At 63.1% G+C, this 19,994-nt stretch carries 18 protein-coding genes; 13 read left to right on the top strand and 5 right to left on the bottom strand.

Features of this window, described 5'->3' with window-relative positions:
* Window positions 1–16 precede the first annotated feature (16 nt).
* Window positions 17–754 carry a chymotrypsin family serine protease gene (locus LA343_RS11160; protein WP_025403416.1) on the bottom strand — a complete coding sequence of 246 codons (738 nt, stop codon included), beginning with the start codon at window positions 752–754 and terminating at the stop codon, window positions 17–19.
* 237 nt (window positions 755–991) lie between these two features.
* Here LA343_RS11160 and LA343_RS11155 point away from each other — a divergent pair, with 237 nt between their 5' ends.
* Window positions 992–2,272, top strand: a complete 1,281-nt coding sequence (locus LA343_RS11155) for an alpha-hydroxy acid oxidase (RefSeq protein WP_039910970.1) — start codon at window positions 992–994, stop codon at window positions 2,270–2,272.
* Here LA343_RS11155 and LA343_RS11150 read toward each other — a convergent pair.
* The gene (locus tag LA343_RS11150; protein WP_025403414.1) at window positions 2,258–3,562 is read right to left on the bottom strand and encodes a saccharopine dehydrogenase family protein; all 1,305 of its coding nucleotides are present in this window, start codon (window positions 3,560–3,562) and stop codon (window positions 2,258–2,260) included. The genes LA343_RS11155 and LA343_RS11150 overlap by 15 nt on opposite strands.
* A 29-nt stretch (window positions 3,563–3,591) precedes the next feature.
* On the opposite strand from LA343_RS11150, the gene LA343_RS11145 reads away from it, so the two are divergent.
* From LA343_RS11145 to LA343_RS11135, 3 genes are read left to right on the top strand one after another with little or no spacing between them, the layout of a single operon-like run.
* Window positions 3,592–4,107 (top strand): tRNA (cytidine(34)-2'-O)-methyltransferase, encoded by a 516-nt coding sequence (locus tag LA343_RS11145; RefSeq protein WP_224208374.1) that lies wholly within the window; start codon window positions 3,592–3,594, stop codon window positions 4,105–4,107.
* A 19-nt stretch (window positions 4,108–4,126) separates the two neighbouring features.
* Window positions 4,127–4,987 (top strand): bifunctional methylenetetrahydrofolate dehydrogenase/methenyltetrahydrofolate cyclohydrolase, encoded by an 861-nt coding sequence (locus tag LA343_RS11140; RefSeq protein WP_025403412.1) that lies wholly within the window; start codon window positions 4,127–4,129, stop codon window positions 4,985–4,987.
* 11 nt (window positions 4,988–4,998) lie between these two features.
* Entirely contained in the window at window positions 4,999–5,358 is a 360-nt protein-coding gene (locus LA343_RS11135) for a DUF3017 domain-containing protein (RefSeq protein ID WP_025403411.1), read from the top strand.
* Between the two features lie 16 nt (window positions 5,359–5,374).
* On the opposite strand, the gene metX is transcribed toward LA343_RS11135, so the two are convergent.
* The 3 genes from metX to LA343_RS11120 all read right to left on the bottom strand — a co-directional run bounded on the left by metX (window position 5,375) and on the right by LA343_RS11120 (window position 10,352).
* Window positions 5,375–6,547: a homoserine O-acetyltransferase MetX gene (metX, locus tag LA343_RS11130; RefSeq protein ID WP_039910968.1), complete on the bottom strand. Its 1,173-nt coding sequence runs from the start codon at window positions 6,545–6,547 to the stop codon at window positions 5,375–5,377.
* Window positions 6,548–6,556: 9 nt separating this feature from the next.
* On the bottom strand, window positions 6,557–7,888 hold the full coding sequence (locus LA343_RS11125) for an O-acetylhomoserine/O-acetylserine sulfhydrylase (protein WP_025403409.1): 1,332 nt from the start codon (window positions 7,886–7,888) through the stop codon (window positions 6,557–6,559).
* A 247-nt stretch (window positions 7,889–8,135) separates the two neighbouring features.
* Window positions 8,136–10,352 (bottom strand): NADP-dependent isocitrate dehydrogenase, encoded by a 2,217-nt coding sequence (locus LA343_RS11120; RefSeq protein ID WP_025403408.1) that lies wholly within the window; start codon window positions 10,350–10,352, stop codon window positions 8,136–8,138.
* A 147-nt stretch (window positions 10,353–10,499) separates the two neighbouring features.
* Between LA343_RS11120 and LA343_RS11115 the strand changes: the two genes are divergently transcribed.
* The 9 genes from LA343_RS11115 (at window position 10,500) to LA343_RS11075 (ending at window position 19,895) form a co-directional block, all read left to right on the top strand.
* The gene (locus tag LA343_RS11115) at window positions 10,500–11,789 is read left to right on the top strand and encodes an MFS transporter (RefSeq protein ID WP_224209169.1); all 1,290 of its coding nucleotides are present in this window, start codon (window positions 10,500–10,502) and stop codon (window positions 11,787–11,789) included.
* A gap of 29 nt (window positions 11,790–11,818) precedes the next feature.
* Window positions 11,819–12,847, top strand: a complete 1,029-nt coding sequence (locus tag LA343_RS11110; protein WP_025403406.1) for an exodeoxyribonuclease III — start codon at window positions 11,819–11,821, stop codon at window positions 12,845–12,847.
* A gap of 65 nt (window positions 12,848–12,912) precedes the next feature.
* A complete protein-coding gene (gene trpS, locus LA343_RS11105; RefSeq protein ID WP_025403405.1) occupies window positions 12,913–13,968 on the top strand; it encodes a tryptophan--tRNA ligase in 1,056 nt (351 codons plus the stop codon).
* A 94-nt stretch (window positions 13,969–14,062) separates the two neighbouring features.
* The gene (locus tag LA343_RS11100; RefSeq protein ID WP_025403404.1) at window positions 14,063–15,145 is read left to right on the top strand and encodes a YhjD/YihY/BrkB family envelope integrity protein; all 1,083 of its coding nucleotides are present in this window, start codon (window positions 14,063–14,065) and stop codon (window positions 15,143–15,145) included.
* 49 nt (window positions 15,146–15,194) lie between these two features.
* Window positions 15,195–16,436 carry an adenosine deaminase gene (locus LA343_RS11095; RefSeq protein WP_025403403.1) on the top strand — a complete coding sequence of 414 codons (1,242 nt, stop codon included), beginning with the start codon at window positions 15,195–15,197 and terminating at the stop codon, window positions 16,434–16,436.
* Window positions 16,437–16,585: 149 nt separating this feature from the next.
* Window positions 16,586–17,632, top strand: coding sequence for a sugar ABC transporter substrate-binding protein (locus LA343_RS11090; RefSeq protein WP_039910967.1), 1,047 nt, complete (start codon window positions 16,586–16,588; stop codon window positions 17,630–17,632).
* A complete protein-coding gene (locus tag LA343_RS11085; protein WP_025403401.1) occupies window positions 17,633–18,622 on the top strand; it encodes an ABC transporter permease in 990 nt (329 codons plus the stop codon). It begins immediately after the preceding gene.
* On the top strand, window positions 18,623–19,432 hold the full coding sequence (locus LA343_RS11080) for an ATP-binding cassette domain-containing protein (RefSeq protein WP_052337578.1): 810 nt from the start codon (window positions 18,623–18,625) through the stop codon (window positions 19,430–19,432).
* Between the two features lie 163 nt (window positions 19,433–19,595).
* A complete protein-coding gene (locus LA343_RS11075) occupies window positions 19,596–19,895 on the top strand; it encodes a beta-class phenol-soluble modulin (protein ID WP_025403399.1) in 300 nt (99 codons plus the stop codon).
* Window positions 19,896–19,994: the final 99 nt, after the last annotated feature.

Here is a 19,994-nt window from a genome sequence, read left to right as displayed (position 1 = left end):
CCAAGTGTGGGTTCGGTTACTGAGCCGGAACGTTCAGGTGCTCTACGGCCAGGTGCTCACGGGTGCCGTCGAAGAGGTTGAACAGCAGCGGGGAGCCGCTGGACAGGGTGCCCACCGGGTGGCGCTTGCCGTCCGCACCGGCGACGTGCAGCATGGCGCCGCTGTCACCGCTGATGGCGGGAATGAGGGCTTCGATTTCCTGGGTCTCAACGTTGACGTTGAGCACGACACCGCAGGTGCGGCCGGTCGAGGAGCCGTCCTTGCACACCGGCTGGCCGACCATATCCTGGGTCACGGGAACCGGATCGCCGACGGGGAGAGCGAAGAAGCTGGAAGCATCGACCAAGAACTGGTCAACCGGCTGGATGCCCAGGGTCGGGGAGCTGTACACCAGGTTGGAGACCTCGGTGCCCTTGACGAGACGGAAGTAGGCGAAGTCGTTCAGTCCACCGTTGCTCTCGTCCAGCATGGCCTTGCCTGCTGCGATGTCATCCTGGTTCGCGATGACCTCACCGTTGACATCGGTGATGCGGGATACGTTGCCCTGCAGGCAGTGGCCGGCGGTCACGCCGTAGTCCACGCCGTCCTTGGAGGCAACGGCGGTGAGGGAGCAACGGCCCATGCCGCGGTCGCTCTGCATAAAGATGGCGGAGCCAGCGTGAGCGGAACCTGCGGCGGCAGCGATGCCTGCGCCGCCCACGGCGGTGACTGCGGTGAGAACGGTAGCGGAGGCCACCTTGGTCAGTGTGCGCATACGTGTAGTCCTTTGCTGATGGAGCACAATCGAGATGTGGGGGCTCCATCACAGAAAGCATTTCACTGCTGTGATGTACCTCCAGAAATTGTACACGCAACCTTGGAGTAGCACTAAAAATATCAGGGAAAGGTCCCAGACGCTTTTGCACTGGAGAGCTGCTGAGCGGGGTACCTTGGAGGGCGGTACACCTATCCATTCCTATCCCTCACAACGTTCCGAGGAGGACGCGCAGACATGGCAAAAATCCCACGCCAAGTTCCCAACCCCGCAGAGATCTTTGAACTCCTCCAGTTCAAAAAGCCCACGCTGAACCTCAAGCAGCGCCGCCTTGACGATGCCCAGACCATCTGGGACTTGCGAGACATCGCCAAGCGCCGCACGCCCTCCGCCGCGTTCGACTACACCGACGGGGCCGCAGACGATGAGATCTCCATGAACCGAGCTCGCCAGGCGTTCCGCGACATCGAGTTCCACCCGTCGATCCTCCGCGACGTTTCCCAGGTCGATACCACCTGCGAGATCTTCGGCGGATCCTCCGCGCTGCCGTTCGGCATCGCCCCGACCGGCTTCACCCGCCTCATGCAGACCGAGGGTGAGCACGCGGGAGCCTCAGCCGCCGGCCGCGCTGGGATCCCGTTCAGCCTCTCCACGCTGGGAACCGCCTCCATCGAGGACGTCAAGAAGGCCAACCCCCACGGGCGCAACTTCTTCCAGCTCTACGTGATGCGCGACCGCGATATTTCCTACGGCCTCGTGGAGCGCGCAGCCAAGGCGGGCTTCGATACCCTCCTGTTCACCGTGGACACCCCGGTCGCGGGTGCGCGCTTGCGCGATAAGCGCAACGGATTCTCCATCCCGCCGCAGATCTCCCTGGGCACTGTCCTCGATGCCATTCCGCGCCCCTGGTGGTGGTGGGACTTCCTGACGACCCCGCCGCTCGAGTTCGCCTCCTTAACCTCCACCGGCGGCACCGTGGGCGAGCTGGTCAACAAGGCCATGGATCCCACGATCCAGTTCAGCGATCTGACCACCATCCGGGACATGTGGCCCGGCAAGATCGTGGTCAAGGGCGTGCAGAACCTGCCGGACGCCGTGCAGCTCGCGGAGTCCGGTGTGGATGGCATCATCCTGTCCAACCACGGTGGCCGCCAGCTCGACCGCGCTCCCGTTCCGTTCCAGCTGCTCCCCGAGGTGGTCAAGGAACTCGGCCCCGATTTCGATGTGGCCATGGACACCGGCATCATGCATGGTGCGGACATTGTCGCGGCCATCGCCAAGGGTGCGAAGTTCACCTTCATTGGCCGCGCCTATCTTTACGGCCTCATGGCAGGTGGCGAAGCGGGTGTCATGCGCACCATTCAGATCCTCGAGGAACAGATCCGCCGCACCATGCAGCTCCTCCAGGTCTCCACGCTGGACGAACTCACCCCGGAGCACGTCACCCAGCTCAACACCCTCGACCTCAACCGGGTCAACGGCGTTCCCGCCCAGGAGCAGAACTCACTGCCACGGTAGGGGAGACATCCGCATCCCCGCCTCCGCCAAGCGGCGGGCGTAAGCGAGCCCCAGCCCCGTCGCCGGGGTGAGCACCCCACCACCCGTGGGGCCTTGGTGATCGGCCGCGCACTCGTGCGGCAGATCCTCCGTATCCACGGCCAAGGTCAGCGCCGCTTCCCCCAGCATCAGCGAGGTTCCCTTGTAGCCAGGGTCGGCATCCAAGCTCATCGTGGCGCTTAGCATCGTGCCGCCCGCCGTGGTGCCGTAGTGGGTTGTGGAGAAAAAGCCGTTGTCGCGATCCTCCACGGACGGCCCCTCGCCGGGTTCGGGCACCCACCGGGACAGCACCCCGCGCAGCTTCGGAGCATTCAATGCCACCATCGCCACACCCAGCCCACCGGCGAGGGCGTAGGAGCGCGCCCTTCCCTTAAGCCCCGTGCCCGTCGCCATATACTCGCTGTAGGTGAGCTGCGGCCCATACGCGTGTGACAGCAGCGCGTTCGAGCGCCGCACCACGCGGGTGTTCGCTCCGGCCATGACGAACGGCCCGGCCCAGCCATCGGCCCGGCCGCCCACGCTATCGGTCCGAATAATCCCAAAGTCCTCCTGCTTGCCCACATCCGGCTCAGACTCCGGATCGGGCGACAGGGTGTAGGGGCGGGCCACCGCCCGAGCCAGCTCCTTATCCGCCTTCGTGACCTTGAACTGCTCCCGCATGGAATCGACCGTGCCACCGGAAACCCCACCCTTCATGCGGACGATCATGGTGGCCGATTCCAACGGTTCCCCAACCTGCTGCGCGAGCTGGTGCAGCAACAACATTCCCATGTCAGACGGGACAGAGTCGAAGCCGCACGCGTGGACGATGCGGGCACCGGAGTTCTTGGCGGCGTCGTGATAAAGACGAATGCTCTCCCTCATGAATAGCACTTCGCCGGAGAGATCCACGTAGTGCGTGCCCGCCTTCGCGCAGGCCTCCACGAGGGGCAGGCCGTAGCGGAAATAGGGCCCCACCGTGCTGATGGCCACCCGCGCGGACCCCGCCAGCGCGCGCAGCGATTCCGCATCGGAGGAGTCCGCGATGACCAGGCCGAACCGTTCCGCGCGAGGATGCGAGGCCGCGAGGTTTCGGCGCGTGTCCTCCAACTTGGCCCGATTGCGCCCGGCCAGCGCGATGCGCAGATCCTGGGGAGCATGGCCTGCGAGGTATTCCGCGGTGAGCGCGCCGACGAAGCCGGTGGCCCCGAACAGCACAATGTCGTATGTGGTGTCGTAAGTGGTGTCGTATGTGGTGCCGTGATTAGTCATGCCCCATTCCTACAGCTTTAATGGATCCCGTGAGTCGAAACGTGGAAAACCCAGCCCCAGCCCTGCCCGTGCACGTGGTGTTCGACCGCCCGGAAATCCCACCGAACACCGGCAATGCCATTCGCATGTGCGCCGGAAGCGGCGCGCACCTGCACCTCGCCGGCCCGCTGGCCTTCAAATTCGACGATAAGCACGTCCGCAGGGCGGGTCTGGACTATCACGAGCTGGCCGATGTTCACCTTCATGACAACATCGACGCCGCACTGCGCACCGTCACCGACCCCGCCATCGGGTCGGGCCGGGTGTTCGCCTTCACCGCGCACACGGACGCCTGGTTTACCGACATTTCCTATCAACCCGGCGACGCCCTGCTCTTCGGGCCGGAACCGACCGGCCTGGCCGAGGACGTGCTCCACGACCCGCGCGTGACCCAATGGGTGCGCATACCGATGCTGCCGGGCCGCCGGTCCATGAATCTTTCCAACGCGGCCGCCGTGGCCACGTACGAGGCGTGGCGCCAACTCGGCTTCGGTGGGGGTGTGTAAGCGTGCAATAATGGCTGGTATGGCTGCATTGACCCTGGATGGAAAACTGTACCGCGACGAGATCTTCGCCGACCTCAAAGACCGAGTGGCAAAGCTCAAGGACAAGGGCGTGGTTCCCGGACTCGCCACCGTGCTAGTCGGCGATGACCCCGCCAGCCACTCCTATGTGCGCATGAAGCACAAGGACTGCGAGCAGATCGGCGTGAACTCCATCCGCAAGGACCTGCCGGCGGACGTCAGCCAGGAAGAACTCAACGCCGTCATCGACGAGCTCAACGCTGACGATTCCTGCACCGGCTACATCGTGCAGCTGCCCCTGCCGAAGCACCTCGATGAGAACGCCGTACTGGAGCGCATCGACCCGGCCAAGGACGCCGACGGACTGCACCCCGTCAACCTCGGCAAGCTCGTCCTCAACGAGCCCGCCCCGTTGCCGTGTACCCCTAACGGCGCGATCAGCTTGCTGCGCCGCTTCGGCGTGGAGCTCAACGGCGCCAAGGTCGTGGTGATCGGCCGCGGCGTGACCGTGGGCCGCCCCATTGGCCTGATGCTCACCCGCCGCTCCGAGAACTCCACCGTGACCCTGTGCCACACCGGCACCAAGGATCTGGCCGCGGAGACCAAGGCGGCGGACGTTATCGTTGCCGCCGCGGGCGTGCCGCACATGCTCACCGCAGACATGATCAAGCCGGGCGCGGCGATCCTCGACGTGGGTGTGTCCCGCGGCGAGGACGGCAAGCTGGCCGGCGACGTTGCCCCCGAAGTCTGGGACGTGGCCGGCGCGGTCTCGCCCAACCCCGGTGGTGTCGGCCCGCTGACCCGCGCATTCCTGGTGCGCAACGTTGTGGAGCGCGCCGAGCAGATGGCGGGCCTGGCCTGATCGGCGCCACTGTGTCATCGGAACTCCGCCCCGACCCCCTCGGCACCGCCCGCGAGCGGCTACTCGACAACCCGCACGACGCCCACGTAGCCCCCTCAGCTGTATCCCGCCCCATTCAGCGGGTGCTCGTGGCGCTGTTCGTGGGTCTGTTGATCGTGGTTGCCCTGTTCATCGGCATGGATCGCTGGCGCCGCGGCACGTTCACCCTCGGCGTGGCGATGCTCTGGCTGGCCAGCATCCGTTGGGTAGTGGACTCCGACATCCTCGGGGTGCTCTCTGTGCGCTCCCGGAAATTCGATTCAGCCTTCTGCGCCGCCGTCGGCGCCCTCATCGTCTGGCTCGCCGTGAGTGTGGACCCGCTCGGGTCCTAAATCACGCTAGGTCGCGCTAGCTGGCACTATCCTCGCCGTCCAGCAGATAGGCCTTCGTCAGGAACTTCTGCAGCACCTGCGCCATCTGCCGTTCCTCCGTGAGGAACCCATCGTGGCCCGTGGGGCTCGTGATCTTCGATAGCCCGATGAAGTCACCGAGGTTGCGCGATAGGTGTTCTTGCTGGTGGAAGGGATACAGAATATCGGTATCCACACCCGCCACCATCGTGGGCACCTGGCTGGACCCCAGCGCGGCATTCATACCACCCCGTCCCCGGCCCACGTCGTGCCTGTTCAGGGCATCGGTGAGTACCACGTAGCTGCCGGCGTCGAACCTCTCCACGAGCTTCTCCGCCTGCCGGTCCAGGTAGCTCTCCACGGCGAATCGTTGGCCCGGATCGCGGTACGGGCCGTACGGGTTTTCGCCATGTTGGGCCTCGACGCCAAAACGTTCATCGACCTCCAGCTCGCCCCGGTACGTCAAGTGCGCGATGCGCCGGGCTTGACCCATGCCGTGGCTGGGGGTCTCCCCAGTGCCGTAATAATCCCCGCCATGCCAGTGCGGGTCCGCCTCGATGAAGCGGATCTGGCTGGATTGCAGGCCGATCTGCCAGGCGCTGGCGCGGGCGCTCACCGCGATGGGCAGGGCGGTGGCCACCATCTCGGGGTACATCAACGTCCACTCCAAGGCGCGGGCACCACCCATCGAGGCGCCAATGACCGCGTGGACGCGCTCGATCCCCAGCGCATCCAGCATCTGCTTTTCGGCCACGACCATGTCGCGGATGGACAGCCCTGGGAAGCGCGACCCCCAGGCCTTGCCGTCTGGGTGGGGTGAGCACGGCCCCGTGGAGCCCTGGCACCCGCCCAGCACGTTGGCGCAGAGCACGAGGTAGCGCGTGGTGTCGATGGGCTTGGAGGGGCCCACCATGCCGCCCCACCAGTCGGTCGCGTTGCCATCGCCGGTGAGGGCGTGCTCGATGAGGATGATCGGCCGCTGCTCAACCGGCAGGCCGGGGACCGGCCCGGCCGAGAAATCGGGGTAATCATTGTCGCCCTTGGCGGCGTCGTAAAAAGCGTAGAGGCGAAGCTGCACATCCGGGATGTGCACGCCAGCTTCCGTGACGACCTCCCCGCATGGGACCTGGATGAACTCGCCCGATGCGGGCAGGCGGGTGGGGGTGACCATGATCGTGGGCTAGATGGCGTCGAATCCGGTGGCCAGGTCGGCCAGGATATCGTTGATGTCTTCGATGCCCACCGACAGGCGGATCGTGGCCTGGGAGATGCCTGCGCGGGTCAGGCCCTGCTCGTCGGACTGGGAGTGCGTGGTCGTGGCCGGGTGAACTACCAGGGAGCGTACGTCACCAACGTTGGCGAGGTCGGAGTGCAGCTTGAGAGCGTCGATAAACGCCCACGCCTTCGTGCGGGCTTCCTCGGAGTTCGGCTCGTCCACGGCGAGGTCGAAGCTCAGCACGGAGCCGGTGAACTCGTAGCCCAGCTTCTCCTTGACCTGGTGCCACGGGGAATCCGGCAGGCCTGCGTAGTTGACCTTCGCCACCTTCGGGTTGTCGGCGAGGAACTCGGCCACGGCCTTGGCATTCTCATTGTGCTGGCGCACGCGCAGGTTCAGGGTGTCCAGGCCCTGAGCCACGACCCATGCGTTGAGCGGGGACATCGTGGCGCCGGTATCGCGCAGCAGGCCCACGCGAACCTTGAGGCCGAAGGCGGGAGCGCCGAGGTCTGCGTACTTGAGGCCGTGGTAGGCCGGATCGGGGGTGACGAAGCCGGGGAAGAGGGGCTCGCCATCCTTTTCGACGGTCCAGTCGAAGGAGCCGCCGTCCACGATGATGCCGCCCAGGCCGGAGCCGTTGCCGGTGTAGAACTTGGTCAGCGACGCAACCACGATGTCTGCGCCGAGCTCCAGCGGGCGAACGAGGGCGGCGGTGGCAAGGGTGTTGTCCACGATCAGCGGCACGTTGTTGCGGTGCGCGATCTCCGCGACCTGGGGGATGTCCAGCACGTCGGCCTGGGGGTTGGCGAAGGTCTCGCCGAAGAATGCCTTGGTGTTGGGCTGTACTGCCTGCTGCCAGGATTCCGGATCGTCCGGGTTGTCTACGAAGGTGACGTTGATGCCGAACTTCGGAAGGGTGATCTGGAAGAGGGTCTCCGTACCGCCGTAGAGGCGGGGGGAGGTGACGATGTGGTCGCCGGCGCTGGCGAGGTTGAGGATCGCGGCGGTCTCGGCGGCCATGCCGGAGGCGAAGGCAACGGCGTGCACGCCGCCTTCCAGGGAGTTGATGCGGTTTTCGATAACTTCCAGCGTGGGGTTGGTGAGGCGGCTGTACACGGGGCCCGGATCTTCCAGGGCGAAGCGCTGCTTGGCGTGTTCCGCAGAGTTGAACACGTAGCTGGAGGTGAAGTGGATGGGGAGGTTGCGGGCGCCGGTGGCGTCTACGGTCTGGCCAGCGTGGATCTGGCGGGTGGCGAAGCCCCAGTTGTCTGCGGCGGAGTTATCGTACTTTGGCATGGTCGTGTTGATCCTTCGTTGTCGGTTGTTGGGTGCAACGATAATCGCCGACGTGCCAAAAGTAAACCGCTCTGTCTACTTTCGTGGGCAACGTTTTTTATATGCCCAGTTCAGAACGTATAAAACTGAGAAAAATTGACTGTACTGCTCTGTCTGTTATTGGCTGCGCGCTCGAGTCAGTACCCAAAGAAAAAGCCTTAGATAGCTCCCTGCGAGGGGGCCATCTAAGGCTTCAGGCCTGCTGGGCCTACTTCTTCAGATCGTCGATGACCTTGTTGAAGGTCTCGGACGGGCGCATGACGGACAGCATCTTGTCCTCATCCGGCCAGTAGTAGCCACCCAGATCCACCGGGGAGCCCTGAACGTCCAGCAGCTCCTTGGTGATGGCCTCTTCCTGAGACTCCAGGGCGTCGGCCACCGGGCCGAAGATCTCCGCCAGCTCGGAGTCCTTGTCCTGATCAGCCAGCTCGCGAGCCCAGTACATTGCCAGGTAGAAGTGCGAACCGCGGTTGTCGATCTCGCCCACCTTGCGGGACGGCGACTTGCCCTCGTTGAGCAGCTTCTCCGTGGCAGCGTCCAAGGCATCGCCGAGGATCGGGGTGCGCGGGTTGTTGTCGGTTTCCTGCAGCTTGCGCAGCGACTCGGCCAGAGCCAAGAACTCGCCCAGGGAGTCCCAGCGCAGGTGGTTTTCTTCCTGCAGCTGCTGCACGTGCTTCGGGGCGGAACCGCCAGCACCGGTTTCGAACAGGCCACCACCGGCGATCAGCGGAACCACGGAGAGCATCTTCGCGGAGGTGCCGAGCTCGAGGATGGGGAACAGGTCGGTGAGGTAGTCACGCAGCACGTTGCCGGACACGGAGATCGTGTCCTCGCCCTTGCGGATGCGATCCAGGGAGAACTGGCAGGCCTCGGTGGGGGACATGATGCGGATGTCCAGACCGTCGGTGTCGTGATCCTTCAGGTAGGTCTCCACCTGCTTGCGCATGTTCTCGTCGTGCGCACGCTCCGGATCCAGCCAGAAGACAGCCGGGGTGCCGGTTGCCGATGCACGGTTGACAGCCAGCTTCACCCAGTCCTGCACCGGGATGTCCTTGGTCTGGCAAGCGCGCCAGATGTCGCCCTCGCTGACCTCGTGCTCCATGAGCACTTCGCCCTCGGAGTTGAGAACCTGTACGCGACCCTCGGACTCGATGCGGAAGGTCTTGTCGTGGGAACCGTACTCCTCGGCCTTCTGAGCCATGAGGCCAACGTTGGGAACGGAGCCCATCGTGGTGGGGTCGTACGCACCGTTCTTACGGCAGTCGTCGATGACCACCTGGTACACGCCGGCGTAGGAGGAGTCTGGGAGCACGGCCAGGGTGTCCTCGGTCTCGTTGTTCTTGTTCCACATCTGGCCCGAGGTGCGGATCATTGCCGGCATGGAGGCATCCACGATGACGTCCGAAGGTACGTGCAGGTTGGTGATGCCCTTATCGGAGTTCACCATCGCCAGATCGGGACCGTTCTTGAGGCCCTTGTCGAACGCCTCGCGGATCTCTGCGCCGTTGTCCAGCTCGTCGAGGCCATCGAGGATGGCCTTCAGGCCGTTCTCGCCGTCCAGGCCAGCGGCCATGAGTTCGTCGCCGTACTCCTTGTAAACATCGGCGAAGTATGCGCGTACTGCGTGGCCGAAGATGATCGGGTCGGAGACCTTCATCATGGTGGCCTTGAGGTGTACGGAGAAGAGGATGCCCTCGGCAGATGCGCGGGAGACCTGGGCACGTAGGAAGGTATCCAGTGCGTCCGCGCGCATCACGGTCGCGTCCACGATTTCCTTCTCCAGAACCGGCAGGGATTCCTTGAGGACCTGGGTCTCGCCATTCGGCTTGACCAGCTGAATGGTCAGCGTGTCCTCGGCGGGCATGATCACGGACTGCTCGTTGTGGCGGAAGTCGTCTGCCTCCATCGTGGCCACGTTGGTCTTCGAGTCAGCGGACCATTCACCCATCGTGTGCGGGTGCTTGCGGGCGAAGTTCTTCACGGCCTTCGGTGCGCGGCGGTCAGAGTTGCCCTCGCGCAGCACCGGGTTCACGGCGGAGCCCTTCACGGAGTCGTAACGCTCGCGGGCGTCCTTCTCCTCGTCGGTGCTCGGCTCGTTTGGGTAATCCGGCAGGTCGTACCCAGCCTTCTGAAGCTCCGCCACGGCTGCCTTCAGCTGTGGCAGCGATGCCGAGATGTTGGGGAGCTTGATGATGTTCGCATCGGGCTCCTGGGTCAGTGCGCCCAGCTCGGCCAGTGCATCGTTGACCCTCTGATCCTCCGGCAGCTTGTCGGAGAACGCAGCGAGGATGCGGGCTGCCAGGGAGATGTCCCGGGTTTCCACGTCCACGCCAGAGGTAGAAGCAAAGGCCTCCACGATCGGCTTCAAGGAGTGTGTCGCCAAAAGTGGGGCTTCGTCAGTGCGGGTGTAAATGATCTTTGCCATGTGGCTTTCGTCTCCCAGCCTCTAGTTCGTTGTTTAACTTCGTCTTGGTTTACCATCCAACAATACGTCAATTGGCGAAACTGTGAATGTTACGGGCACTCGTTGCCCTCTGCACCCACAATCAGTAAATAAAATTAGAAAATCTTAATGACTCAACACCCTAATTCCCCTCACTCCACCTCGTCCCCCACCCCGTCTCGCGAAGGTTCGGCCCTCTCGCGCCTGCCTTCTCGCCGCCCCATCCCGCGCCAAACGGAGATGGGATCCCGCCGCCGCTACATCGCTATGTTCGCCATGGCGCTGGGCGGTTTTGGCATTGGCACCACGGAGTTCGTGGCCATGGGTCTGCTCAGCCTCATCGCCGCAGACTTCGGCATCTCCGAGGATCAGGCGGGCCACATCATCTCCGCGTATGCCTTGGGTGTGGTGGTAGGAGCTCCACTCATCACGACCCTCACGGGTTCTATTCCTCGCCGCCGACTCGCCCTGATTCTCATGGCCGCGTTTGTCATCGGCAACGGGTTGAGTGTTTTTGCTCACTCTTATGAGGTGCTCCTCGTTTCTCGCTTCATCGCGGGTCTCCCGCACGGTGCATATTTCTCCGTCACGGCGCTCATTGCCGCATCCATGGCTCCTAATGGGAAACGGGGCAAGTCTGTGGCTCTTGTGGGCATGGGCTTGTCTATCGCGACGGTCATTGGTGTGCCGGTAGCGCAGTGGTTGGGCACCACGTTTGGTTGGAACACGGCTTTCGAGATGGTGGCAGCCATCGGCATCGTCACGTTCGTGGCGTTGTGGTTCACGGTGCCGCACATGACTCTCATGCCGGCCACCAAGCCGCTCACTGAGCTCGGTGCGTTGGTGAACTCACAGGTGCTGTTCACCTTGGGTATTGGCACGGTGGGCTTCGGCGGCATGTTTGCGGTCTATACCTATATTTCTTGGACCCTCACCGAGAATGCGGGGTTCAACGAGTCGCTCATGTGGATTCCCCTCATGGTGTATGGCATCGGCATGGTCATCGGCACGTATGCCGGTGGTCTCCTGGCAGATCGCAATTTGGAGTTCACGATCGTGGGCACTCTGTTGACTCTCGTGGTGGTGTTGTCGCTGTTTTATGTCAGCTCGTACCACGTGGTGTTGGGGATTATTAATTTCGGTGCGATTGGCATGTTGGGCTCGATCTTGGTGCCGAGTCTGCAGACTCGCCTCATGGATGTCGCCGGAGATGCTCAATCCCTCGCCGCAGCCCTGAATCACTCGGCGTTGAACATGGCCAATGCCGCGGGTGCTGCTGTGGGTGGTGCGGTGATCGCGGCCGGTTACGGTTTTTCCACCCCGGCTCTGGCGGGCGCGGCAATGGCTCTTGCCGGCGCCGTGTTGTGGATCCCGGCGTTTCTTTTACGCCGACGCCACCACGCATCCCACCGCTCCTAGTGCCGCCATCGGGTGGCTATCATGGGCGCATGACTGAACGGGAAACAACGCCATTTACCGTGGCAACGATCAATGTCAACGGCATCCGCGCGGCCGTCAAGGTACGCCACGAGGGGAATCAGGGGATGTTGCCGTGGCTGGAGTCCACGCCTGCGGACGTGGTGCTCATGCAGGAAGTGCGGGCGGACGAGAAGCAAACCCAGCAGGCCCTGCAGCCCGCGCTGGAGGCCGGGTGGCACCTCGTCCAAGCCCCCGCCACAGCCAAGGGCCGCGCCGGGGTGGGTATCCTGTCCAAGATTCCGCTGGAGGACGTGACGATCGGGTTCGGGCACAGCAACCCGGAGATCCCCGAGGCCCGCGAGTTCGATGATTCCGGCCGCTACATCGAGGCGACCCTGGCGGGCCACGATGTACGGGTGGCCTCTTTGTACCTGCCCAGCGGCAGTGCCAACACTGCCAAGCAGGACGAGAAGTATCGCTTCCTGGATGCCTTCGCTGAGTACTTGAATAACCGTGCCGCCCTGGTGGCGTCGGAAAACAAGGAGCTTGTGATCGGGGGAGATTGGAACATCTGCCACCGACGTGCGGATCTGAAGAATTGGAAGACCAACCGCACGAAGTCTGGTTACTTGCCGGACGAACGCGCATTCTTGGATCACCTGCTTGGTACGTTCCCGGACGAGGCAACGCAGGTGGGAGATGCCGAGGACTCCGGCCGAACGGGCAATCCCGGCGGTGCGGCGGGTGATTTCTTCGGCGCCGTGGAGTACACCCCCGGAGAGACAGCGCGGCGCAGGTTGGAGGCGGGGGCAGCCAGCGACCCACACTACTTCGATGTGGTGCGGCAGCTTCATCCCGCGGAGGATGGTCCGTATTCCTGGTGGACCTACCGAGGGCAGGCCTTCGATACGGACGCAGGTTGGCGCATCGACCTGCAGGTAGCCACGGCGGGCATGTGCGAGCGGGCACGGCGCGCCAACAATGCCTGGGTAGACAAGGCGGCGGCGTATGACCAGCGCTGGTCTGATCATTCGCCGGTTGTGGTGGAGTACTCCTAGTTTAGGAGGCTAGTGCTGGTGGCCTGATCGGTTTGCGCGATGAGGGTGGACGTATCCTTGAAAGCATGAGCGCAACTGAACAGCCCGCCGCACAGCAAGAATCCACCACCAAGCAGCGCGTCGTTTCCGGCCTGCAGCCCACCAGCGACAGCTATCACCTGGGCAACTACCTGGGAGCAGTGAAACAGTTCATCCAGCTCCAGGAGAACTACGATGCGTTTTACTTCATCCCTGACCTGCACGCCATTACCGTGCCGGGGTACAAGCCCAAGGAACTGCGCGAGCGCACCCTGGCTGGTGTAGCCCAGCTGCTTGCCCTCGGTATCGACCCCGAGAAGTCCACCCTCTTCGTGCAGTCCCACGTTCCCGAACACGCAGAGCTGGCCTGGGTCATGATGTGCATCACCGGCGATGGGGAAGCCCGCCGCATGACCCAGTTCAAGGACAAATCCGCCAAGCAAGGCAGCGACAACACCACCGCCGGCCTGTACGCCTACCCCATGCTGATGGCAGCAGACATCCTCCTGTACCGCCCGCACCTCGTTCCCGTGGGGGAGGACCAGCGCCAACACCTGGAACTCACCCGCAACCTCGCGGAGCGCTTCAACAGCCGTTACAAGAAGACGTTCGTGGTGCCAGAAGGCTTTATCCCGGAGGGCGCGGCAAAGATCTACGACCTGCAGAACCCCACCGCGAAGATGAGCAAGTCCACCGACAACCCCAAGGGGCTCATCAACCTGCTCGACGATCCCAAGGTCTCCGCGAAGCGCATCCGTTCCGCCGTCACCGATAACGATGCCCACATTGCATACGACCCGGAGAACAAGCCCGGAGTCTCCAACCTGCTGACCATCCAATCCGCCCTGAGTAACGTGCCGGTGGAACAGTTGGTCGCCAACTACGAGACCGCCGGATCTGGCTACGGTGACCTCAAAAAGGACACCGCCGAGGCGCTCGAGGAATTCTGCGCACCCCTGCGCGATACCTTCGCTACCTACATGGATGACCGGGCGGAGCTCCAACGGGTACTGCAGCGCGGCGCAGAGCGGGCCCGCGAGGTGGCCTCCCGCACCCTCGAGCAGGTCTACGACCGCGTGGGCTTTCTTCCTGCCGGAGTTTAAACCGAGCGTGGTGGAAGCGGTAAAGTGTTACCGAACTTCACTATTTTTGAGCTGACGTTGCATACACTTGCCCTTACCGGAAGGACCGGCACCTGTGGCCACCACTGACCCAGACAAAGACAAGCTGGACTACTACGGAGTGGAACGCTCCCGCAAAGACGAACCAGGCTTCATCGACAAGTATCGCGAGAAGTTTCCCTGGTTCGACCACATCATGCGGATGCAGGAGCGCTACACGGAAGGTGGCGGAAACCAATTCGCCGCCGGCATCACTTACTTCTCCGTGATGACCATCTTCCCGCTGCTCATGCTGACCTTCGCCATCACCGCGATGGTCCTGGCCGGAAACCAAGAACTGCTGGACCGCACCCTCAAGCGAGCGTCCGAGCTGGGCGATGGGCAAATGGGCGACCTGGTGCAGACCATCATCGAACAGGCCATCGCACAGCGCGCCTCCGTGTTCTCCATCGGTCTGCTGTTGGCACTGTGGACCGGGTTGAGCTGGGTCCATCACCTGCGCATGGGCATGTCCTCGATGTGGAAGGTGCCCGGTACGGCGAACAACTTCGTGATGGGCAAGCTCAAGGACCTCGTGGGACTCATCGGCATCATCATTGCACTGCTGCTGGCCTTCTTCATCACCGCCGTGGGTAGCTCCGGATTCACCGAAGACTTCCTGCGCACCGTCGGGCTCGGCGGGCTCCCCGGCCTGCGCTTCCTCATCTTCGCAGTGGCTCTGGTCATTGCGCTGATCGCAAACTACTTGGTGTTCGCCTGGATGCTGGCATACCTGCCGCGCACCAAAACCCACCGCAAGTCGGTGTTCAAGGCTGCGCTGATCGGCGCGATCGCCTTCGAGATCTTCAAGCAATTCGCCACGGTGTTCTTCTCCAACGCGCTTTCCAACCCTGCGGGTGCGGTCTTCGGCCCGATCATCGGCCTGATGGTGCTCATGTACTTCACCTGGCGCATCATGCTGTACTGCTCCGCATGGGCGGCAACCACGTACGAGTCCATGGCACAGCAGGCTCCGGACGCTCCCCCCGCAGCAGTCATTCGCGTGCGTCAGGAAGTGCGCACTGGGGCGTCGGATGCAGGAAAGGCCGGCCTGCTGGGGACCGGTGCGGCCATTGGTGTGGTCGTGGGCGGCGCGATCACCTCGTTGTTCAAGCGCTAACTGAGCACACACGGCCGGGCTGATAGCCAGCCCGGTAGGATCGGTCACCATGATCGATGTTGAAGTACTCAAGACTCTGCCCAAGGTTGAACTCCACGACCACCTCGATGGCGGTATCCGCCCAGCCACCCTGGTGGAACTGTCCGAGAAGATTGGGCACGAGCTCCCCACCACAGATCCGCAAGAGCTGGAGCAGTGGTTTTACACCGCCGCGAACTCCGGCGACCTGCCCACCTACCTCACTACCTTTGACCACACCACCGCCGTGATGCAGACCGAGGAGGGGCTCATCCGCGTCACCCGCGAGGCTGTGGAAGACCTCGCCGCTGACAATGTGGTCTACGCCGAACTCCGCTACGCCCCAGAACAGCACCAGGCAGGGGGGCTGTCCCTACAGGAGGTCGTCAACGCCACTGTCCAGGGAGTCAAGGAAGGCGAAAAGCTGGTCGCCGACCGCGGCGGTCGTGTGCATGTTCGGCTCATCCTCTGCGCTATGCGTCACGCAGATCGCGCCACCGAGATCGCCCAGCTGACGGTGGATAATTACGGCCCGCACACCCCAGGCGAAGGCTACGTGGTGGGATTCGACATCGCCGGTGCCGAGGATGGTTTCCTGCCGTCGAAGCACAAGGAAGCCTTCGATCTGCTGCGCGCCAATCTGGTGCCGTTTACCATCCACGCCGGTGAAGCTGCGGGCGTGGAGTCCTTGCGCGATGCGCTCGCCCAGGGCGCGGTGCGTATCGGTCACGGCGTGCGAGTCTACGAAGACTTCGAGGCCACGATGAGCGGCATCGAGCTTGGCCCCGTGGCCCGCGCCCTGCGCGACCGGCAGATCCCGTTGGAGATTTGCCCCACCTCCAACACTCAGACCGGCATCGCCGATGACATCGCCGATCACCCCTTCAACCTGCTGTACGAGATGGGATTTACCTGCACGGTCAACACCGACAACCGCCTCGTCTCCGGCACCACCATGACGCGCGAATTCGAGGTTTTGGCGGAGAACTTCGACTTCGAGTACTGGCAGATCCTGGAGCTGACCACTAACGCGCTGCAGGTTGCTTTTTGCGACGCCGACCTGCGCACAGACCTGGAGCAGAACGTGATCTACCCGGCCTACGCCGCCCTGGGCGACGCCATGGATAGCGCACTCGAAGGCGAGCCCGTCTCCACAGGTATGCGCGGGCTCCATGAGACCGGGCATGAAGAGGTGGAGTTGTCGATGGAGAACCTCAAGGCCGAGCTGGAAGAGCTGGGCCTGAGCCTTGACGATGATGAGGACGATCGCTAACCACCCCGAGGCGGAGACAGTGGTTGCAAAAGCCCAGTTCCAGTGATCTGAAAGGATCAAGAAGGGGCACTGACGATTGGAAAAATGCCCTGTGAACTGGCACAATGCGCGGTGCACAGGAAAAATTCACAAGAGAAAAGTAGTGGTGCATGTCTGTCTCCTCCAGCGATCACCGATCCCGCTTCATCCGCGCGATTCAAGCGCTCCTCGTCGCCGTTATCGTCTTCGGAACTGCTGGCACCCTCGCCGCTTGTTCCTCCACCGGCGGTCGCCCTCGTGACACTGGCGGCAACGGATCCGGGGGTGGCGGGGTAGACACTCCGCGCTACACGGTCGCTATGGTGAGCCACGGCGCCCCGGGCGACACCTTCTGGGACCTGGTCCGCGCAGGCGCCGAGGACGCCGCCAAGAAGGACAACATCGACCTGCGCTACAGCTCCTCTCCACAGGCGCCAGACCAGGCCAACCTTGTACAAAACGCCATTGACTCCAAAGTCGATGGCCTTGCCGTAACAATGCCCACCCCGGAGGCCATCGGCCCAGTCGCCCAGAAAGCGGTCAAGGCCGGCATCCCCGTCGTCGGGTTGAACTCCGGTATGGACTACTACAATAAGTACGGCCTGTCCTCTTTCTTCGGCCAGGATGAGTCCGTCGCGGGCCAGCAGGCCGGCGAACGCCTAGGCAAGGACGGCGCCAAGAAGGTCCTGTGCGTCATCCACGAGCAAGGCAACCCCTCCCAGGAAGCCCGCTGCGGCGGCATCAAGAAGGGGCTGCAGGAATCCAACCCGTCCGCGAGCGTGGAGAACCTCTACGTCAACGGCATGGATCTGACGTCCGTGCAGTCCACGGTGCAGGCAAAGCTGGCCCAGGACCGCAGCATCGACTGGATCATGGGGCTCGTGGCCCCCGTGGCTCTGACCGCAGTGAAGGCCAAGGAGGCCGCTGGCTCCGATGCCAAGGTAGCCACCTTCGATACGGATGCCGAACTCGTCAAGGCCATTAAGGATGGCAGTATTCAGTGGGCCGTGGATCAGCAGCCCTACCTGCAGGGCTACCTCGCCGTGGATGCGATCTGGCTCGCCAAGCGCAACGGTTCCGTCATCGGCGGCGGCAAGCCCGTGCTCACCGGCCCGTCCTTCGTCGATAAGTCCAACGTCTCCAAGATCGAGGATGCCGCCAAGGAGGGTCTGCGCTAAATGCCAGCGATTCTCAAACGCCCCGAGCTCACCTCGGTCCTCGGCGCCATCGTCATCTTCACGCTCTTCATGATCGTGGCCCCGCCCTTCCGCTCCCTCGACGCCCTCGCTACCGTGCTCTACGCCAGCTCCACCATGGGCATCATGGCGCTTGCGGTCGGCATCCTCATGATCGGCGACGAGTTCGATCTGTCCTCCGGCGTGGCAGTCACCACCGCGGCACTCGCGGCGACGATGCTGAACTACAACTTCTGGCTCAACTCCTGGGTCGGCGTGTTCCTCTCCCTCCTTATCGCCCTGGCGGTGGGCGCGTTCAATGGGTACATGGTGATGCGCACCGGCATCCCGTCATTCCTCATCACCCTCGCCACGTTCCTCATGCTTCAGGGCATCAACCTGGCCGTCACGAAGCTAGTCACCGGCCAGGTGGCCACGCCCACGATCTCCGACATGGAGGGCTTCGCCTCCGCCAAGGCCGTGTTCGCCTCCTCGGTCAACATCCTGGGCGTCAACGTAAAGGTCACGGTGTTCTGGTGGTTGCTGTTCGTCGCCATCGCCACGTTCTTGCTGTTCAAGACTCGTTTCGGTAACTGGATCTTCGCCGTGGGCGGCGACGCCGAAGCCGCCCGCGCCGTCGGTGTTCCCGTCCGGCGCGTGAAGATTATCTTGTTCATGTTCGTCGGCTTTGCCGCATGGTTTGTGGGAATGCACACGCTTTTCGCATTTGATTCGATCCAGGCCGGCCAAGGCGTCGGAAACGAGTTCCTCTACATCATTGCCGCGGTGATCGGCGGGTGCGCACTCACGGGCGGCCGCGGCACCGCGATCGGCACGGCGATCGGTGCGCTCATCTTCGGCATGACGAACCAGGGGATCGTGTATGCCGGGTGGAATCCGGATTGGTTCAAGTTCTTCCTCGGCGCCATGCTCTTGTTCGCCGTGATCACCAACAATTCGTTCTCCCGCTTCACCTCGGGAGGTAGGGCCTAAATGACCTCCGCAGTAGATACGTCAGTCACTGATTCTTTGTCCGACGCCCCCATCATCGAACTCCGGGATGCCACGAAGGACTACGGAGACGTCCACGTCCTCAAGGGTATCGACCTGGGGATCTTCCCGGCGCAGGTGACCTGCATCCTTGGAGACAATGGTGCCGGAAAGTCCACGCTCATTAAGATCCTCGCGGGCCGTCACAAGCACACGTCGGGGGAGTTTTTGGTGGATGGGGAGCCCGTGCACTTCTCCGGCCCGAAGGATGCCCTCGATCGCGGCATTGCCACTGTGTACCAGGATTTGGCCGTGGTGGATCAGATGTCCGTGTGGCGCAACTTCTTCCTCGGCCAGGAGCTGACGGGGAAGTTCGGCGTGCTTAAAGCCGACGAGATGCGCGCGATCACCGCGGAGCAGCTTGAGGCAATGGGCGTGCACCTGGATGACGTGGAGGTGCCGATCAGCACCCTGTCCGGTGGTCAGCGCCAGGTGGTTGCTATCGCCCGCGCCGTGTACTTCGGCGCGCGGGTGCTCATCCTCGACGAGCCCACGGCGGCGCTGGGTGTGAAGCAATCCGGGATGGTTCTGAAGTTCGTTAGGGCGGCCGCTGAGCGCGGCGTGGGCGTGGTGCTTATTACCCACAATCCGCATCACGCGTACTTGGTGGGCAACCACTTCATTCTCCTCAACAAGGGTGAGCAGACGTTGGATGCGCGCTACGAGGATGTGACGCTCGAGCAGCTCACCCAAGAGATGGCTGGCGGTGGGGAACTTGAATCGCTGAATCATGAGCTGAGCAGGGAAAACTAAGTTTCTTACCGCGCTATTCTCCCCCGGATGGGTGTGTACGAAAGTATCCCTCAGAAGGCCGAAAAGTAGATACTTTTGTACGTGTTCAACAGCGGGTTGGGGTTGTTACTGTGTGTCCTAGGGCAACAGCCCAACGGGAAAATGTGGAAAGGAAACACCCCTCATGATCGATCAGATCGTAGACCTCGGCGGCAACATCATCGACATCGTTTTCAGCGCCATCTCCGGCAACTGGTCTAAGCTGGCTCAGGCCATCTTGAACACGGTTGGCGGCGTTGTTGACCTCGGCTCCTCGGCAATCGACTCCTCCTCCGAGGCTGGCGACGCTGCTGCAGGTGCCGGTGACGCTGCTGCTGGTGCCGGCGATGCCGCTGCTGGCGCTGGTGACGCTGCTGCTGGTGCCACCGACGCTGCTAACGCTGGTGCTGAGGCAACCGACGCTGCTGCCGCAACTCAGGAGTAGTTCTCTCGCAACCGCCCTGCCTAGGGCGGGTTCTTCCTCTTGAGATCAGTCGAGGCCAAAGGCCCCGCAGGTTTTTCTCCCTTGAGCCTGCGGGGCCTT

This window comes from Corynebacterium falsenii, assembly GCF_020099275.1.
GTDB lineage: Bacteria > Actinomycetota > Actinomycetes > Mycobacteriales > Mycobacteriaceae > Corynebacterium > Corynebacterium falsenii.
The sequence above is the reverse complement of the archived record's forward strand: the minus strand, read 5'-3'. Positions and strand labels throughout refer to the sequence as shown.

What these genes read in the sequence shown, in the direction of transcription:
- LA343_RS11160 (WP_025403416.1), bottom strand. Translation starts at nt 754, where the DNA reads ATGCGCACACTGACCAAGGTGGCCTCCGCTACCGTTCTCACCGCAGTC.
- LA343_RS11155 (WP_039910970.1), top strand. Translation starts at nt 992, where the DNA reads ATGGCAAAAATCCCACGCCAAGTTCCCAACCCCGCAGAGATCTTTGAA.
- LA343_RS11150 (WP_025403414.1), bottom strand. Translation starts at nt 3,562, where the DNA reads ATGACTAATCACGGCACCACATACGACACCACTTACGACACCACATAC.
- LA343_RS11140 (WP_025403412.1), top strand. Translation starts at nt 4,127, where the DNA reads ATGGCTGCATTGACCCTGGATGGAAAACTGTACCGCGACGAGATCTTC.
- metX (WP_039910968.1), bottom strand. Translation starts at nt 6,547, where the DNA reads ATGGTCACCCCCACCCGCCTGCCCGCATCGGGCGAGTTCATCCAGGTC.
- LA343_RS11125 (WP_025403409.1), bottom strand. Translation starts at nt 7,888, where the DNA reads ATGCCAAAGTACGATAACTCCGCCGCAGACAACTGGGGCTTCGCCACC.
- LA343_RS11120 (WP_025403408.1), bottom strand. Translation starts at nt 10,352, where the DNA reads ATGGCAAAGATCATTTACACCCGCACTGACGAAGCCCCACTTTTGGCG.
- LA343_RS11115 (WP_224209169.1), top strand. Translation starts at nt 10,500, where the DNA reads ATGACTCAACACCCTAATTCCCCTCACTCCACCTCGTCCCCCACCCCG.
- LA343_RS11110 (WP_025403406.1), top strand. Translation starts at nt 11,819, where the DNA reads ATGACTGAACGGGAAACAACGCCATTTACCGTGGCAACGATCAATGTC.
- trpS (WP_025403405.1), top strand. Translation starts at nt 12,913, where the DNA reads ATGAGCGCAACTGAACAGCCCGCCGCACAGCAAGAATCCACCACCAAG.
- LA343_RS11095 (WP_025403403.1), top strand. Translation starts at nt 15,195, where the DNA reads ATGATCGATGTTGAAGTACTCAAGACTCTGCCCAAGGTTGAACTCCAC.
- LA343_RS11090 (WP_039910967.1), top strand. Translation starts at nt 16,586, where the DNA reads ATGTCTGTCTCCTCCAGCGATCACCGATCCCGCTTCATCCGCGCGATT.
- LA343_RS11085 (WP_025403401.1), top strand. Translation starts at nt 17,633, where the DNA reads ATGCCAGCGATTCTCAAACGCCCCGAGCTCACCTCGGTCCTCGGCGCC.
- LA343_RS11080 (WP_052337578.1), top strand. Translation starts at nt 18,623, where the DNA reads ATGACCTCCGCAGTAGATACGTCAGTCACTGATTCTTTGTCCGACGCC.
- LA343_RS11075 (WP_025403399.1), top strand. Translation starts at nt 19,596, where the DNA reads ATGATCGATCAGATCGTAGACCTCGGCGGCAACATCATCGACATCGTT.